The following is a 15,080-nucleotide window of genomic DNA, read 5'->3' on the forward strand; positions in this document are numbered from 1 at the left end:
CCGAGCGGATATAGCCACGTCTGAGGCAGGATAGCACCTCGCCGGTCCGTTCGACGCCGACCGGCCGTCTCGTCGTCGCTGCCGGCTCCGGTGGCCGATACCGCCTCACTTTTGTGCTCCCGCGCAGTGGTGACGAACCATGACCGACGCGTCGGCTTCGGGCGGGGCGGACCTCGACTTCGAACACGTCCCCGACACCGACCAGTCGTTCGAGAACGCGCTTGCGAAGGCGCGCGCCGGTGACAGACTCACCGTCGCCGACGGCGTCGAACTGATGACGACGGGGACGGACCGCGAGGGCATCGACCCGGTGCGGAAAGAGCAGGTGCTGGAGGCCGCCGACCGCCGCCGCGCGGAGATGGTCGGCGACGACGTGACGTTCGTCGCGAACCTGAACAACAACGTCACGACGGCCTGCAACACCGGCTGTCTGTTCTGCAACTTCAAGAACACGGCCCACCAGTTCGAGTCCGACCACGAGGGCGACCACACCGGGTTCACGAAGACGCCCGCCGAGTCCCGCGCCGTCGTCGAGGACGCCCTCGACACCGGCATCTACGAGGTCACCTCCGTCTCCGGCCTCCACCCCGCGTTCGTCCTGAACGAGGAGCACCGCGAGATTCTCGACTCGTACGACGACCCGTACGCCGAGGTTGACTACAAACCGCCCGCGGCGTACGACACGGACCCCGGCACGTACGTCGAGCAGATGCGCGCGATGTCCGTCGGCGGGGCGCACCTCCACTCGATGACGCCCGAGGAGGCGTACCACGCCCGCCGCGGGACGGACTGGTCCTACGAGGCGGTGTACCGCGAACTGAAGGCCGCCGGCCTCGCCTCCGTGCCCGGCACCGCCGCCGAGATACTCGTTCCCGAGGTTCGCGACGTCATCTGCCCGGGGAAGATAGGCACCGACGAGTGGGTCGAGGGGATGGAGGGGGCGATGGCCGCCGGCCTCGACGCGACGGCGACCATCATGTACGGCCACGTCGAGAACGAGGCCCACCGCGTCATGCACCTGAAGGTGATTCGCGACCTGCAGGACCGAACGGGCGGCATCACGGAGTTCGTCCCGCTCTCGTTCGTCCACCGGAACACCCCGCTGTACGAACGCGGACTCGTCACCGAGGGCGCCTCCGACGCCGAGGACGAACTGATGGTCGCCGTCGCGCGCCTGTTCCTCGACAACGTGGACAACGTCCAGTCCTCGTGGGTGAAGTTCGGCGACGCCAAGTCGCTGAAACTGCTCAACTGCGGTGCGAACGACTTCATGGGCACCATCCTCTCCGAGGAGATAACGAAGCGCGCGGGCGGCGACTACGGCGAGTTCCGGTCGTTCGACGACTACGTCGAGATGGTGTCGGCCATCGGCCGCCCGCCCGTCGAACGCTCGACCGACTACCGGCAGCGACGCCGTCTGGACCCCGACGACGGCCCGCACGGCCCGATGCTCGGCCCGCGCGCCGACGGGACGCCGATGGTCGCGCGCCCCGAAGACGACGGCGGCGAACCGGCGCCCGCGGACGACTGACCGCGGCGGCCGTCGGCGGGCGCGGGACCACTCTGCCGAGGGGCGCAGTCTGAAGTGTCCGTCGCCCCTCTCTGTGAGCGATGATGGTGACGACTCACGCCGCCGCAGCACTCCTCCTGTTGGGCGCGCCCGCGGCCGTCGTGGCACCCCAGTTCACGGCGGCGGCCGTCGGCGGCGCCCTCCTCGGCGGCGTCGCGCCCGACGTCGACCTGTTCGTCGGCACGCACCGCAAGTCGCTCCACTACCCCGTCTACGCCTCGTTGGCGGGCGTCGTCGCCGCCGTCGTCGCCGTCGCGGCCCCCTCCTCCGCGACTGTCGCCCTCGCGACGTTCCTCCTCGCCGCCGGTCTGCACGCCGCGTCCGACTGGTTCGGCGGCAGCGACGAACTCCGCCCGTGGGAGCGCACCTCGCCGCGCGCGGTGTACCTCCACCCGCGGAAGCGGTGGCTCAGCCCGCGGCACGTCGTCCGGTACGACGGCGCACCCGAGGACTTCTTCCTCACCGCCGCCCTCGCCCTCCCGGCGGCGTACCTCGTCCCCTCCGCTCGCCTCGTCGTCGCCGTCGGACTCGTCGTCGCCGCCGTCTACACCCTGTTTCGGCGGCGCGTTCCCGACGTGCTGGGCATCTGACCCGGGTCGAGGGCGGCGCGTCGGCGGGCGGACGGCGACGCCGGACCCGAGCGCACAAGACAGATCCCTCCGCGTCGATCAGTTCGGTCGGATGAACGAACCACAGAGGCATCGCGCGCGAACGGCGGTGAGCGAGCGATGATGGCGCCGACGCACGTCGGAGCGGGCATCGCACTCGCCGCTCCCGTCGCCCTCCTCGCGCCGGAACTCGCGCCACTGGTCGTCGTCGCCGCCGTCGCGGGCAGCGTCTTCCCCGACCTCGACATGGTGGCGGGCGAACACCGGCGCACGCTCCACGCCGTTGAGGCGTACGCCCTCCTCGCGGTCCTCGCGACGTTCGCCGCCGTCGTCGCCCCCTCACGCCCGCCGTCGCCGCCGCGACGTTCTTCGTCGCCGCGGCGCTTCACCCCCCTGTTCGACCTCGGCGGGCGGGAGTTCCCGAGGCGCGCCCGTGGGAGGCGGCGACGGACCACGGCGTCTACCTCCGGTCGCGCGAGGCGTGGGTCGCGCCGAAGCGGTGGATTCGCTACGACGGCGCACCCGAGGACCTCGCGCTGGCCGTCGTCCTCGTCGCGCCCGGACTGGTCGTCTTCGGCGAGGGCGTCCGCGCGTTCGCGCTCGGCACGCTGGTCGTCGGTGCCGGCTACGCGCTCTGCAGGAAACGGATTCCGCAGTTGTCCGGGCGGGTGAATCTCCCCGTGCCGCCGGTGCTGACGGCCGTCGTCGCCCTCGTCTCCCTCTTCAGGCGCTGAGGTCGCCGGTCGACTCGTTCCGCCCGACGACGGCGTAGTGGTACGGCGGCAGGTCGACCGTCTCCCTGTCGTCGAACGCCGCCGAGAACACCTCTCGCGTCTCCGCGACGGACATCCGGAGGTCCTCGGGCGGGCCGCGCGGTTCGCCGTCGACGGTCGTCTCGGCGCGCGGCAGGTCGTGCCAGTTCACGACGACGAACCGCCCGCCCGGGCGGAGCGACTCCCGCGCCAGTCGCGCGAACTCGGCCTGCCGTTCGACGCCGTGGAACGTGTTGGCGACCAGTACCACGTCGACGGGTTCCGGCAGGACGTCCGGGAGGTTCCGGGCGTCGCCGTGGAGACAGCGGACGTTGGCGCAGTCCCGGTCGTCGGCCCGCGTCGAGAGTTCGTCGAGCAACGCGTCGTCGATGTCCACCGCGTACACCGGTTCGTCGCCGACCACCTCCGAGAGCGGGAGCGTGAAGTAGCCGTTCCCCGACCCGACGTCCGCGACGGACTGACCGGCGTCGATGCCGACGCGCCGGAGGACGGCCTTCGGTTCCGGCCAGAGCGTCTCCCACCAGTCCCAGTCGGGCTGTCGCGTGTTCTCGAACACGGTTCTGATTCGCCGACTGTCAGGATAGTTCGCTCGGTGGTGTGCGCTCAGTCCGCAGAGCCGACGGCGAGGGGGCCGTCGCGTCTGGCGACGCCGCGGTAGCGTTCGCCGTGGACGTCGTCGGCGTCTATCGCCGCGCGGACGCGGTCGGAGAGCCACGTTCCGGTCGCCGGCCGGCCGTCGAACTCGGGGCGGCGGTGACGCTCGGGGAGGTAGCGCTCGTACACCGGCAGGCGTTCGTACAGGGGGACCCCGCCCGCGTCGGCGACGTCGCGGAGTTCCCGCAGGGCGGGCCACTCGTAGTCGGGGTTGACGTAGTCGTCGGTGACGGGCGAGACGCCGCCCAGGTCGTCGACGCCGCAGTCGAGGAGGTCGCGCGTCGGCGAGAGGTTCGGCGGCACCTGCACCGACACTTCCTCGGGGAGGGCGGCGCGGGCCATGGCGACGACGCGGCGCATCGTCGCCACCGACGGCCGCTCGAAGCTCGACCGCTCGTTCGGGACGACGTTCTGGACGATGACCTCCTGAACGTGGTCGTGGCGTTCGTGCAGTTCGCGGATGGCCAACAGGCTCTCGGCGCGGTCGCGCCACGTCTCGCCGATGCCGACGAGGATGCCGGTGGTGAAGGGGACGCCCACCTCGCCCGCGGCGCGGACCGTGTTGAGTCGCTGTCCCGGCGTCTTCCGCCGGCCGCCCGAGTGCGCCGCCACGTCCGCCGTCGTCTCCAGCATGACGCCCATCGACGCGTTGACCGGGGCGAGGCGCTCGAACTCGGCTTCGGTGAGGTCGCCCGGGTTCGAGTGCGCGAGCAGTCCCTCCTCCATCGCCATCTCGCAGCAGTCGCGCAGGTACGCCAAGACGTCGTCGTACCCCCACTCGGCCAACTGGTCGTGTATCGCCGTGTAGCGGTCGTCCGGTTCGTCGCCGAACGTGAACAGCGCCTCCGTGCAGCCGGCGTCGGCGCCGACTCGGAGCGTCTCGCGCACCTCCTCGGGCGACAGCAGCGTCGCCTCGCCCGGCACGTCGTAGTAGGTGCAGTAGGTGCAGGTGTACCGGCAGGCGGTGGTCAACGGGAGGAAGACGTTCCGGGAGAAGGTGAGTTCCGACGCCGGGTCGACGTCGTCGGGCGAGACGGCCAGCAGTCGCTCGACGGCGTCGTCGTCCGGTTCGATGTGTACGTCGTACTCGTCGGCCGCAGGGAACACGACTGCGCGTCCGTCTCGGAGGCACAAAAGTATGTCACTCGCGGTGACGCCGACCACGTCTCCGCGCGGGGACTGCGCGACGCGCTACTGCGTGCGGTACGGTGCGGACGGTGAAACGCCCGCTCACGCCCGGCACACCCGACGCGTCGCGCATCGTGAGACTTCGCCGCTGAAACGTATAGTCCTACTGGCGGGTTCACTCGCGCGCGACGCCGACGCGGCCGTCCGCGACGGCGAGTTCGAGCCGGCGTCCGTCAGCCACGCCCGCGCGGCCCCCTCGCCGTGGAGGAGGACCTCCGCGAGGTCCGCGGGTTCGTCCACGTCCGTCGCCAACCGCATCGAATCGACGACGGCGACGGACAGTCCGGCGGCGTCGGCCGCGATTCGCCGGTGGTCCCGGTAGGAGGCGCCGTGGTAGTCCACGCGGAACGCCGGGTCGCGGACGACGAGCGCGTTCGTCCCGCCGCCGCGCCCCGGTGCCACGACGACGTCGCCGTCGCTCTCGAACAGTCGCGCGAGCGCGTCCGGCGTCGCGAGCGGCAGGTCCGCCATGACGACGCCCACCGCCGACTCCGCCTCCTCGGCGAGTATCGCGTTCACCGCGGGCGTCAGCGGCCTGTCGTCGACGACGACGGGGGCGTCCACGCCGTCGTCGAGCGGTTCCGTGGTCAGGACCGTCGGCGTCTCGCCCGCCGCGCGGACGGCGGCGACGACGTCGTCGCGCATCGCGCGGGCGAACGCGCGGCGTTCGTCGGGAGCGAGGACGCCGGCGAGGCGACTCTTCGGCTCGCGCGTGGTGTACGGGACGACGACGTGCATGTCGATACCGGCGTGGTCCGCAAAGAAGAACGGTGCGGCTCAGCCCAGTTTGTCGTAGCTGTCCTGCTGGGAGCGCCAGTAGAAGACGCCACCGACCACGACGGCCAGGGCGACGAGTCCACCGGCGGCGTACACGAGCAGTTGCTGCGTCTGGCTCGACTGCTGAGCCTGCTGGGCCTCGCTCTGCGCCTGATTCGCCAGCTCGGTCGCGAGTTCGAAGTTCCCGTTCTCGAACGCGCTGACGGCGTTGTCGAACGTCGATTCGGCCTGGTCGGACCCGGCGCTCTGGACGGCCGCCTGCGACTCGTCGAGCGCCGACCGGGCGCTCTGACTCTCCTCGGTGAAGTGCTGCGTCGTCCACGACCCGATGTCGTTCGAGGAGCCGCCTTCGCGCGTCTGCTGGAGGCTCATGACGGTGAACGACTGCGCGGGGTCGTACACGTACGACTCGACGCTCGGCGCGGTGCCGGAGACGCGCACCTCGACCTCGCTGGTGCCGTCACCGGCGTCGATGGACGCGCCGCTGAAGTTCTGGCCGTCGAACGACTGCTGGTTCACCTTGGCACCCGTCTGGTCGTAGTACGTGACGGTCCACGTCACGTCCGTCAACTCGGTCGACCCGGCGAGCGTCCACGACTCCAACTGCGGGTTCTGGTACAGTTCGTTCAGCGTCACCGTCGTGGTGACCTTCGAATCGACCTGCGCTTCGCTGGGCACGTCGTCCTCGGCGACCGACACGGCGGCGACGGGTGCCGCGAGGGCCGTCAGGGCGACGAGACAGGCGAGCGCGAGCTTAGAAAAGCGATTCCAACTCGTCTTCGTCATCGTTGACCAGATTTTCCAAGTTCTCGTCGCTCTCCTGCCGAATCTCGTCGATGTTCTCCTGCGCTTCGATGGCCACCTGCTGCAGCTCCTTGATGCGGGGCACGTTGGTGACGCCCGAGAGCAGGATGACCGACGCGACTTTCCCCGAGTTGCGGATGGGGTAGTCGCCGCCGCGGACCTCCATGCTGCCGGTCTGCTCCTCGATCCACTTCCGGCCGCGCTCTATTCCTTTCCGGTTGAGATGCTCCGGCGGACCGGCGAGGACGAGCAACGCGCGCTCGGTGCCCTCTATCTCGCACGGGAGCGTGAGGCGGCCGAGTGCGGCCTTCCGGACCAGCGACGTGATGCGGTTGGTCGTGTGGGCGGTGTCTATCTGCTCGTCACCGTCGCCGCCGGTGATGCGGGAGAGGAGTCCGCCGCTGGAGTTCTTCTCCTCGACCGTCTCGGAGGCGTACCCGACGGTGGAGACGCCACCGCCGGCGAGCGTGTTGATTATCTCCGAGGAGTCGACGACGCTCTCTGCGACTTCGCCGCCGTGTTCGACTTCGCCCGCGCCGAACAGGACGCCGAAGCGAGTGACTATCTCCTCGTTTATCTCGTCGTACCCCCCCTGCACGGACTCACCGGTCTTGCGCCAGGCGTCGTTGTCGAACACCATGAGGTTGTCAACCTCGCGGACGAACGTCTGGAACGACCGCGCGGCGTTGAGGGTGTAGATACCGCCCTCGTCACCGCCCGGCAGGACGCCGAGTCCGTAGACTGGCTCTGTGTAGATTCGTTTCAAGTGTTTCGCTAATACGGGCGCGCCACCGCTGCCGGTGCCGCCGCCGAGTCCGGAGACGACGAGGAACGCGTCCACCTCGTGGACGGGGATGCTGTCGATGGCACCCTGCACCTCGTCGATGTCCTCCTCGGCGATTTCAGCGCCGAGTTCGTTGTCGGCACCGACCCCGTGACCCTTCACACGCGACTGCCCGATGAGGACCCGTTGGTCCTGCGGGATGTGCTCTAGGCCCATCAGGTCGGCCTTCGCGGAGTTGACTGCGACGGCGGCCCGGACGATGCCCGAACCGTGTCGCTGGTCGTACTCGACGAATTTGTCGACTATCTTTCCCCCGGCTTGCCCGAATCCGATCATTGCGAGTTTCATCGTTTGTTCGGTCCCCTCGCCATTGACTATATGCCAGCACGAATGCGAACATAAACTTTGTGATGGGGAAACATCTGGAAAATGATACAATAATTCTCGAAATCGACAGACGCGGGGCAGACGTTAATCACCCGTTATCCGAAACCGGGTAATTCTCACTATAGAGAATATCTCTTTTTATATAATATTTGGAGGGCGATAACGGGAGTGATGCGGCAATTTTTTTCATATTCTACTCGTCGCCGTAGTCGTTGAGGTACGCTCGCAGCGTGGTCAGTTCACCCGTGCCGTAGTCGAACGCTCCGATGTCGTTGTCGTCGGTGACGTTGTCGAACTTCAGCGACCGGTACTGGTCCGAACCCATCGGGAACCCGGGAATCGCGCCGCCGACGGCGAGTCCCACCTTGGCGAGACCCATCGGAACCGGGACCACGGTGGTGGACCGCCCGTTGGACTCGTGTATCAGTTTCGCTATCTCCGCGAGAGTGAGTTTGTCCGGGCCGCCGATCTCGTACGTCTGGCCGACGTGTTTCTCGTCTTCGATAGCGTCGGCCATCATCCGGACCACGTCGTCGACGTGAATCGGTTGGAACCGCGTCTTTCCGCCGCCGGGGAGTGCGCTGACGTACGGCGGCGCGAGCAGTTTCGTGAACTTGACGAACTCGCCGCCCTCGCCGAAGACGACCGACGGGCGGAAGATGGTCCAGTCGAGGACCGATTCGGTGACTATCTGCTCGGCTTCGCCCTTCGCTCGGATGTAGGCGGTGGGGCCGTCCTCGTCCGCCCCGAGAGCGCTCATCTGGACGAACCGGTCCACCTCGTGTTTCTCGGCGGCGCGCACGACGTTCTCGGTGCCCTGTCGGTGAATCTTGTCGTGCATCTCCTTGCCCCCGCTCGGTTTGAAAAGCGGCGACAGTGCGACGAGATTGTAGACGGCGTCCATCCCCTCGAAGGCGTTCTTGATGGAGTCGTACACCGTGACGTTGCCCATCGTCTTGTTCACGCCCTTCGGCAACGCCTCGCTACTCGGACTCCGCGAGAGGGCCGTCACTTCGTGGCCCCGCGCTTTCAGTTCACGGCACAGGTTCGTTCCCACGAAACCGCTTCCGCCGACCACGAGAACTTTCATCACCTACAGTTGTCGCGGAATCGACGTAAATGTACCCCCGTTGGGTGCCGTCGTCTCGCGATTTGTGGGCGAATTCGACCCTCGAACCACCGCCGACCCGACGCGGTCCGGGGCGGCGGCGACCCGAGCGGTTTTACTCCCCCGACCGTCCACCTCGAACCATGCTCATCACGCTTGAGGGGTTAGACGGCAGCGGAAAGACCACGGCGTGGGAGGCGTTGCACGACGCCCACCCCGACGCGGTGTTCACGCGCGAACCCACCGAGTCGTGGTACGGCGACGCCGTCTCCCGGTCGATGGCCGACGAGGACGCCGACTCGCTCGCGGAACTGTTCCTGTTCACCGCCGACCACGCCGACCACCTCTCGCGCGTGGTCCGCCCGGCACTCGCCGACGGCGAACTCGTCGTCTCCGACCGCTACTCGGACTCCCGGTTCGCCTATCAGGCCGCGACGCTCGAAGAGTCGGACCTCCGCCGACCGCTGGACTACATCCGCGGCATCCACGCCGCCTTCTCCCGGCCGCCGGACGCGACCATCTACCTCGACGTGGACCCCGAGACCGCCGCCGCGCGCGCCGGCGCGACGAACAAGTTCGAGCGCGCCTCGTATCTGGAGTCGGTGCGGCAGAACTACGAACGCCTCATCGACGCCGAACCCGAGCGGTTCGTCCGCGTCGACGCCAGCCAACCCCCGGAGGACGTAATCGAGATGGTCGAACGCAGCGTCGAGCGACTCGTCGCCGAACACGAACGGCGGTAGCGCTCGGGACCGCGCTTCGAACGAGTCGTTCTCAGTTTCGCGCTCCGCCGCGGTCGTTCCTAGTTCCGCGCTTCGGGCAGGTCGTACTCCTCCGGCGGCGGGACGTACAGCGTGTCGACGGTGAACCCGAGCGCCAGCGGCATCCCGATGGACGCCGCGAGCAACGCCGGCGTGTCGAGGTTGAGACTGCCGCCGATGGGGAGGAGGCCGAAGAACACCAGCGTCGTCACGAGGAGGACGACGGGGATGAGCAGCAGGGAGTAGACGACGTACCCCCACTGCGTCTTCAGCCGGATGCGGAAGAATCGGGTCATCACCGCCGCGATGAGGGTGTGCCCCGCGACGACCACACCGAACAGCACGAGGTCGAGGACCGAGACCATACCCGACGTAGGCGCCCGACGACTTTACATGCTCGGGTGCGTTCGACGCTCAGTCGGCCGTCTGGTCCACCGACCGCCTGCCGTCCTCGTCGGTCAGGTCGCCCGGTTCCATCTCGGGGTGGGCGTCGACCAGTCGCTCGGGAACCACCTTCTCGGTCACCTCGAACGTCCGCACCGGCGAGAGGACGCCCCACATCGCGCCGGCGGCGTGGACGACGACGGCCACCGGCGTGAGCGCCACGTACAGGAGAGCGAGCGGGAGCGACTTGCCGTACGACACCGCTCCGAGCGCGGTGTAGACGTAGAGCAGGAGGCCGAACCCGGTCGCTATCCCGGCGTACAGCGCGAAGTTCGGCGCGGTTCCGGGGTGGACGTAGGCGGCCACGACCAGCAACGGCACCAGCGGCGAGAACGCCCACGCGACGATGCGCGTCGCGTACAGCGGACGGTAGCGCCACGCCAGGTGACTGTCGTCGTCGATGGACCCCGAAATCCACCGCCGGCGCTGGCGTATCAGCGCGCGAACCGACGGCGGCGCCTGATTCCGGAACTTCGCGTCCACGAGGGCGTACGTCGCGCGGACGTCCCGCGCCGCCCGCCAGACGAAGTTGGTGTCCTCCGTCAGCGTCTTCGCGTCCCACGTCACGCGCGCCTCGACCGACCGCCGGACCGCGACGGCCCCGCCCCACGCGTACAGGGGGTAGCGGAGTCGGTGGAACCCGCGCTGTTCGTACTGGTAGCCCATCCGGAACACCTCACAGAGGTAGGCGAGCCTCGACCCCGTGAACATCGGGAGTTCGGAGAACTGCACCACGTCTGCGTCCGGAACGCCGTCGAACCCGGTCATCAGCGTGTCTTCGTCGAGGTAGAGGACGTACTCGCGGTCACACGCCACGTGTCGTCGGGCCCACTCGACGGCGCGTCCCTTGTTCGCCGCCTCGCAGGTGAACGCCGACGGGACGACGTGCACCGTCGCGCCCGCGACGGTCATCGGTCGCTCGGCGACGACGTGGACGTCGGGTATCTCCTCGGGGATGGCGTCCACCGTCGCCTGCACCACGTCCTCGGCGTCGACGGTGAGTATCCGCACCTGCACGTCCTCGGGTCCCCAGACGAGTCTGTCGTCGGTCCGCCATCCCCGCGACAGCACCGTCGTCTCGAACAGCCACCAGAGCGCCGAGAACCCGTAGAACCCGAGGGAGACCCACAGGAGAACGGTTACGACGAGTTCGGCCCGCACCTCGAACATACTCTATTTACTGACTATCTCGATATAAGTAGAGTGCACCGTTCCGGACTACGTGGGCCGTTAAACCGGCGGTAGCAGGTTCCTGTGGGGCCGAAACCGGTTCGTGCCGGTGACGCGCGTGAACCGGGGACGTTTATCACGAGTCACGGTGTGAAGCCGACATGCACCGACTCATCGGTGAGCGGTCCCTCGACGACTCGTGGCTGGACGAGCAAGACGCGCGTGCGGCCTTCCGCGACATGGTTCGGACGCGGCGGTTCGACGAACGCGCACTCGCGCTCCAACGGCGGGGGTGGATGAGCGGCTATCCGCCCTTCACCGGACAGGAGGCTTCGCAGGTCGGCGCGGCCCACGCGATGCGCGACGACGACGTGCTGTTTCCCACCTACCGGTCGAACGCGCTCCAAATCGCTCGCGGCGTCCCGATGAGCGACATCCTCGCGTTCCGCCGCGGCCGCCCGGAGTACCTCTCGGACCACGACGTCCCCGTCTTCCCGCAGGCGGTGCCTATCGCCACGCAGATTCCGCTGGCGACGGGCGCCGGGATGGCGGCGAACTACACCGAGGAGGACCACGCGATTCTGGTCTGTTTCGGCGACGGCGCCACCTCAGAGGGCGACTTCCACGAGGGGCTGAACTTCGCCGGCGTGTTCGACGCGCCGGTGGTGTTCTTCTGCGAGAACAACGCGTGGGCCATCTCGATGCCGCGGGAGCGACAGACCGCCAGCGACTCCATCGCCGTCAAGGCCGAGGCGTACGGCTTCGAGGGCGTGCAGGTGGACGGCAACGACCCCCTCGCGGTCCGCGAGACGGTCACCGAGGCCCTCGCCGACGCCCGCGAGGGGAGTCCGGTCCTCGTGGAGAGCCTGACGTACCGTCAGGGGGCTCACACCACCGCGGACGACCCGAGCGCTTACCGCGACGACGACCCGGACCTGCCCGAGTGGCGCGTCCGCGACCCGCTCGACCGCTACGAGGAGTTCCTGCGTGACCGTGGGGTGATAGACGACGCGTTCGTCGAGACGGTGCGCGAGAACGCAGAGGCCGAACTGAAAGACGCCGTCGAGTGGGTCGAGGACCTGCCGCCGGCCGACCCCGACGACGCGTTCGAGCACGCCTACGAGACGCTGCCGCCGGCCCTCGTGGAGCAACGCGAGGAGATGCGCGAGTTCCTCACCCGGCACGACCCGAACGAACTGGAGTACTGAACGTCGGGGAGTCGGCACGCCCGCCGCTTCGCCGGCCGTCGGTCCGGCGCGGGGTCAGGGAGGCAGGACGTTGCCCTCGTCGCCGGCGTACTCGATACCCGCCACCGAGTAGAGATACCAGTTGCCGGCGGCGACCCCTCCGAGGAACGAGACGACGCCGAGGCGGACGCCGGGCGACCCGCCGGCCACCAGCCACACCAGCGACAGCGTGACCGAGAGCGTGAACGCGAAGCGGAACCCGCGGTGCGTCAGCGCCTCCGCGACGCGCGGAGAACTCTTCCCCAGCGCGAAGAACGCGCCGACCGGAATCGGAACGAGCGCCGCTCCCAGAACCGTCCACGGGGACGCCTGAAGCAGTACCGTCGAGAAGCCACCGAGGGAGGCGAACACGGCGGCGGCGAGCAGGGACGTCCATGCTTCGGTCTTCAGCGACGTTCGGAGGTCACGGGGAACCGTTGGCACGCGACACAGTTCCACCGAGCGACACTTGACCGTTCCGCTCACCTTCGGCCGTCGTCCCTCGCGCCTCGCCGCACTCAGTCGTCCATCGTGATGTACGTCTTCGTGTCCGTGACGCCCTGCAACCCCTGCACCTTGCTCGACGCCGTCTGGAGCACCTCGTACACCTCGTCGGTGTCGACTTCGGCGATGATGTCGTACGCGCCCGCCACGATGTGCGCCTCCGTCACCGTCTCCAGTTCTCGAATCGGCGCGAGGAGCCGTTCTGATTCGCCGGCCCCGGTCTTGACCATGATGAAGGCGTGGACCATGCTACACAGGTGCACGCCGCGCGACATAGCGTTTGCGCCGGCCGTCGGGGGAAGCTTATTCATCTCAGGCGGTGTAGGTATTCCCCATGCGGTTCGTTATCATTGGTACAGGGCGTGTCGGACTCAGAACGGCCCGCGTCCTCCGCGAGGAAGGACACGAGGTGACACTCGTCGAGGTGGACGCCGACCGAATCGAACGCGCCCGCGAGGCGGAGTTCGAGGTGGTCGAAGGCGACGGCTCCAGAGAGGTGGTCCTCGACCGGGCGGGCGTCGCGGACGCGGACGCCCTCGGCGCACTCACGAGCGACCTGAACGTCAACTTCGCCGCCTGTTCCATCGCCAAGCATCACGGTCTGCGGACGGTGCTTCGCGTGGACGAGGACTACCGCGAGGAGGTGTACCGGAAGTACGCCGAGGAGGTGGACGAGGTTGTCTACCCCGAACGCCTCGGCGCCATCGGCGCGAAGAACGCCCTCCTCGGCGGGTCGATTCGCGCCATCGCCGACATCGCGCAGAACCTCCAGGTGGTCCTCATGACCGTCAGCGACGAGTCGCCGATGCGCGGCTACTCCATCGAGGAGGTGGCGCTCCCGGCGCACGCTCGCATCCTCGCGTTCGGGAAGGCCGACGAGAAGATGGGCATCCCGATGGGCGACGACTCCCTCGAGACGGGCGACAGACTCGCCATCCTCGCGGACTTCGACGTGCTCAACGAGGTGCGGCAACTCGTCGTCGGCGAGGACGTCGCCACCGCCGCGGGGGGTGCCTGAGATGGTCACCGCCTACGTGATGGTGAAGGCGTCGACAGGCGACGTGGACCGACTGAAACAGTCGATGCTCGACCTCGCGCCGGCGTCGAGACCGTCAGCATCGTCGCCGGCGACGTGGACTTCATCGTCAAGGCGAACGTCGATGGTCCGGGCGACGTCAAGGACATCGCGGCGTCCATCCACGAGATGGACGGCATCGAGGACACGCAGACGTACATCGCGATGGACTGAGACGCCGCGCCGCCCCGTCTCGACGTCGGGACGCTCTCAGAGCGGTGCGCCGTCGCTGTTGGCCGCGTCCGTCGCGCGCTGGACGAGGCCCGAAACCGGCTCCGTGTACTCGTAGCCGGGGATGATTCCCTGCACGTACGTCCCCTCGACGTAGTCGATGACCGCGCCGGCGTCCGCGACGCCGCGCCGTTCGTCGATGTCGGTGAAGGACGTGCTGACCACCGCCGTCGACCCCTCGCGGGACACGTCCACGTCGAAGTCGTGCTCTTTCTTGGTGACCCCGCCGACGTCCTCGACGCGCAACTCGACGTCTCGTACCAGCCGTCCTCGACGACCGGGGCGACGTCGTCCTCGACGGCGGCGTCCAGCATCGGGACGCGGACGGTCACCGCGAACGCGATTCCGCCGCCGTCTGCGCCGGCGGTCACGCGGCCGTCGAACGCCGTCGCCGTCCACTCGTACGTCGTCTCGTCCACCTGCTCGAAGGAGTCGTGGTCGCGGAAGGCACGCCGTGCCCGGTCCGGTACGTCGCTCATCGCTTACAGACAGGTGACGACGGGACAAAAGCCCCTCGCGTCGCGTCTCCGCCCGGCCGCGTGCGGTTTCGCCACGACGGCACACAACCGGAGATTTTCCCGGCGTGCGGCACGTTTAAGTGTCTGCCAGCCATCGGAACATGTGACGCTTCGCTTTGGAGGGCCGAAGCGTCAGCGGGGACCAATTCAGGGCGGCAGCGTCCGTTCGGGCTGTTCCCGAACGGGCGCTACCTTTTCCCACTGATTCGCACGTTCGAGCGACGGCGTCGACCACCGAACCGGTCGGTCGACTCGTTTGATTCGTCCACTACACCGAGTTCGAGTGGCGACGCTCTCGCGCCGTCGCGGGCGAAGCGACGGCCCGCGGCGGGTCACTCGTGCCGGTCCGAGTCCACTCGCCCGGCCTCTGTCGCGGCGGCCGCCACTCCGTCCGCGCGATGTCCGCGATGGACTCCAACCCCTCCTTCTCGGCGGTTCGCTGCCATCCCGAGTTCGATCGGGGTCGTCGACGACGGATGATGTAGCGTCCATCTCCTC

General features: G+C 68.3%; 15 protein-coding genes and 4 pseudogenes. 7 read left to right on the forward strand and 12 right to left on the reverse strand.

The features are described 5' to 3' along the window. Positions 1 to 139: 139 nt before the first annotated feature. The 3 genes and pseudogenes from cofH (at position 140) to GJ632_RS02100 (ending at position 2,912) form a co-directional block, all read left to right on the forward strand. Positions 140 to 1,531, forward strand: coding sequence for a 7,8-didemethyl-8-hydroxy-5-deazariboflavin synthase subunit CofH (gene cofH, locus GJ632_RS02090; RefSeq protein ID WP_191451928.1), 1,392 nt, complete (start codon positions 140 to 142; stop codon positions 1,529 to 1,531). Positions 1,532 to 1,611: 80 nt separating this feature from the next. After that, positions 1,612 to 2,160, forward strand: a complete 549-nt coding sequence (locus tag GJ632_RS02095) for a metal-dependent hydrolase (RefSeq protein WP_191451929.1) — start codon at positions 1,612 to 1,614, stop codon at positions 2,158 to 2,160. Between the two features lie 141 nt (positions 2,161 to 2,301). Further along, a pseudogene (locus tag GJ632_RS02100) lies at positions 2,302 to 2,912 on the forward strand (hypothetical protein). Here GJ632_RS02100 and GJ632_RS02105 read toward each other — a convergent pair. The 6 genes and pseudogenes from GJ632_RS02105 to GJ632_RS02130 form a co-directional block, all read right to left on the reverse strand. Next, positions 2,902 to 3,507: a class I SAM-dependent methyltransferase gene (locus tag GJ632_RS02105; protein ID WP_343160965.1), complete on the reverse strand. Its 606-nt coding sequence runs from the start codon at positions 3,505 to 3,507 to the stop codon at positions 2,902 to 2,904. The pseudogene GJ632_RS02100 and the gene GJ632_RS02105 sit on opposite strands and share 11 nt — an antisense overlap. 47 nt (positions 3,508 to 3,554) lie before the next feature. Further along, positions 3,555 to 4,712, reverse strand: coding sequence for a 7,8-didemethyl-8-hydroxy-5-deazariboflavin synthase subunit CofG (gene cofG, locus GJ632_RS02110; protein WP_343160966.1), 1,158 nt, complete (start codon positions 4,710 to 4,712; stop codon positions 3,555 to 3,557). Between the two features lie 196 nt (positions 4,713 to 4,908). After that, a pseudogene (cofC, locus tag GJ632_RS02115) lies at positions 4,909 to 5,531 on the reverse strand (2-phospho-L-lactate guanylyltransferase). Positions 5,532 to 5,570: 39 nt separating this feature from the next. Beyond that, on the reverse strand, positions 5,571 to 6,356 hold the full coding sequence (locus tag GJ632_RS02120) for a hypothetical protein (RefSeq protein ID WP_089808707.1): 786 nt from the start codon (positions 6,354 to 6,356) through the stop codon (positions 5,571 to 5,573). Beyond that, on the reverse strand, positions 6,325 to 7,506 hold the full coding sequence (locus tag GJ632_RS02125) for a tubulin/FtsZ family protein (protein ID WP_177232630.1): 1,182 nt from the start codon (positions 7,504 to 7,506) through the stop codon (positions 6,325 to 6,327). The genes GJ632_RS02120 and GJ632_RS02125 overlap by 32 nt, the downstream gene beginning before the upstream one ends. 232 nt (positions 7,507 to 7,738) lie before the next feature. After that, positions 7,739 to 8,635, reverse strand: coding sequence for a complex I NDUFA9 subunit family protein (locus GJ632_RS02130; protein ID WP_191451931.1), 897 nt, complete (start codon positions 8,633 to 8,635; stop codon positions 7,739 to 7,741). A 161-nt stretch (positions 8,636 to 8,796) separates the two neighbouring features. Here GJ632_RS02130 and tmk point away from each other — a divergent pair, with 161 nt between their 5' ends. After that, the gene (gene tmk / locus GJ632_RS02135) at positions 8,797 to 9,396 is read left to right on the forward strand and encodes a dTMP kinase (RefSeq protein ID WP_089808703.1); all 600 of its coding nucleotides are present in this window, start codon (positions 8,797 to 8,799) and stop codon (positions 9,394 to 9,396) included. Positions 9,397 to 9,455: 59 nt separating this feature from the next. On the opposite strand, the gene GJ632_RS02140 is transcribed toward tmk, so the two are convergent. Beyond that, complete coding sequence (locus GJ632_RS02140; protein WP_089808702.1) at positions 9,456 to 9,779, reverse strand: hypothetical protein; 324 nt, start codon at positions 9,777 to 9,779, stop codon at positions 9,456 to 9,458. 49 nt (positions 9,780 to 9,828) lie between these two features. Continuing rightward, complete coding sequence (locus GJ632_RS02145) at positions 9,829 to 11,028, reverse strand: glycosyltransferase family 2 protein (protein WP_191451932.1); 1,200 nt, start codon at positions 11,026 to 11,028, stop codon at positions 9,829 to 9,831. A gap of 161 nt (positions 11,029 to 11,189) precedes the next feature. Between GJ632_RS02145 and GJ632_RS02150 the strand changes: the two genes are divergently transcribed. Next, entirely contained in the window at positions 11,190 to 12,236 is a 1,047-nt protein-coding gene (locus GJ632_RS02150) for a thiamine pyrophosphate-dependent dehydrogenase E1 component subunit alpha (RefSeq protein WP_191451933.1), read from the forward strand. Positions 12,237 to 12,290: 54 nt separating this feature from the next. On the opposite strand, the gene GJ632_RS02155 is transcribed toward GJ632_RS02150, so the two are convergent. Both GJ632_RS02155 and GJ632_RS02160 read right to left on the reverse strand, forming a co-directional pair. After that, entirely contained in the window at positions 12,291 to 12,698 is a 408-nt protein-coding gene (locus GJ632_RS02155) for a hypothetical protein (protein ID WP_343160967.1), read from the reverse strand. Positions 12,699 to 12,772: 74 nt separating this feature from the next. Further along, a complete protein-coding gene (locus tag GJ632_RS02160) occupies positions 12,773 to 13,006 on the reverse strand; it encodes an Lrp/AsnC ligand binding domain-containing protein (RefSeq protein ID WP_089808693.1) in 234 nt (77 codons plus the stop codon). Between the two features lie 86 nt (positions 13,007 to 13,092). Here GJ632_RS02160 and GJ632_RS02165 point away from each other — a divergent pair, with 86 nt between their 5' ends. Further along, positions 13,093 to 13,776, forward strand: coding sequence for a TrkA family potassium uptake protein (locus tag GJ632_RS02165; protein ID WP_191451934.1), 684 nt, complete (start codon positions 13,093 to 13,095; stop codon positions 13,774 to 13,776). A gap of 1 nt (position 13,777) precedes the next feature. Continuing rightward, positions 13,778 to 14,007, forward strand: a pseudogene (locus GJ632_RS02170) (Lrp/AsnC ligand binding domain-containing protein). A gap of 36 nt (positions 14,008 to 14,043) precedes the next feature. Here the strand turns inward: GJ632_RS02170 and GJ632_RS02175 are convergent. Both GJ632_RS02175 and GJ632_RS22810 read right to left on the reverse strand, forming a co-directional pair. Beyond that, positions 14,044 to 14,543: pseudogene (locus GJ632_RS02175) on the reverse strand (DUF5813 family protein). Between the two features lie 307 nt (positions 14,544 to 14,850). Continuing rightward, positions 14,851 to 15,080: hypothetical protein (locus GJ632_RS22810; protein WP_231751251.1), on the reverse strand; the 230-nt coding region annotated here is incomplete at its 5' end.

The sequence above is a fragment of the Halogeometricum sp. CBA1124 genome (genome assembly GCF_009741955.1).
In the GTDB taxonomy this organism is placed as follows: Archaea; Halobacteriota; Halobacteria; order Halobacteriales; family Haloferacaceae; genus Halogeometricum; species Halogeometricum rufum.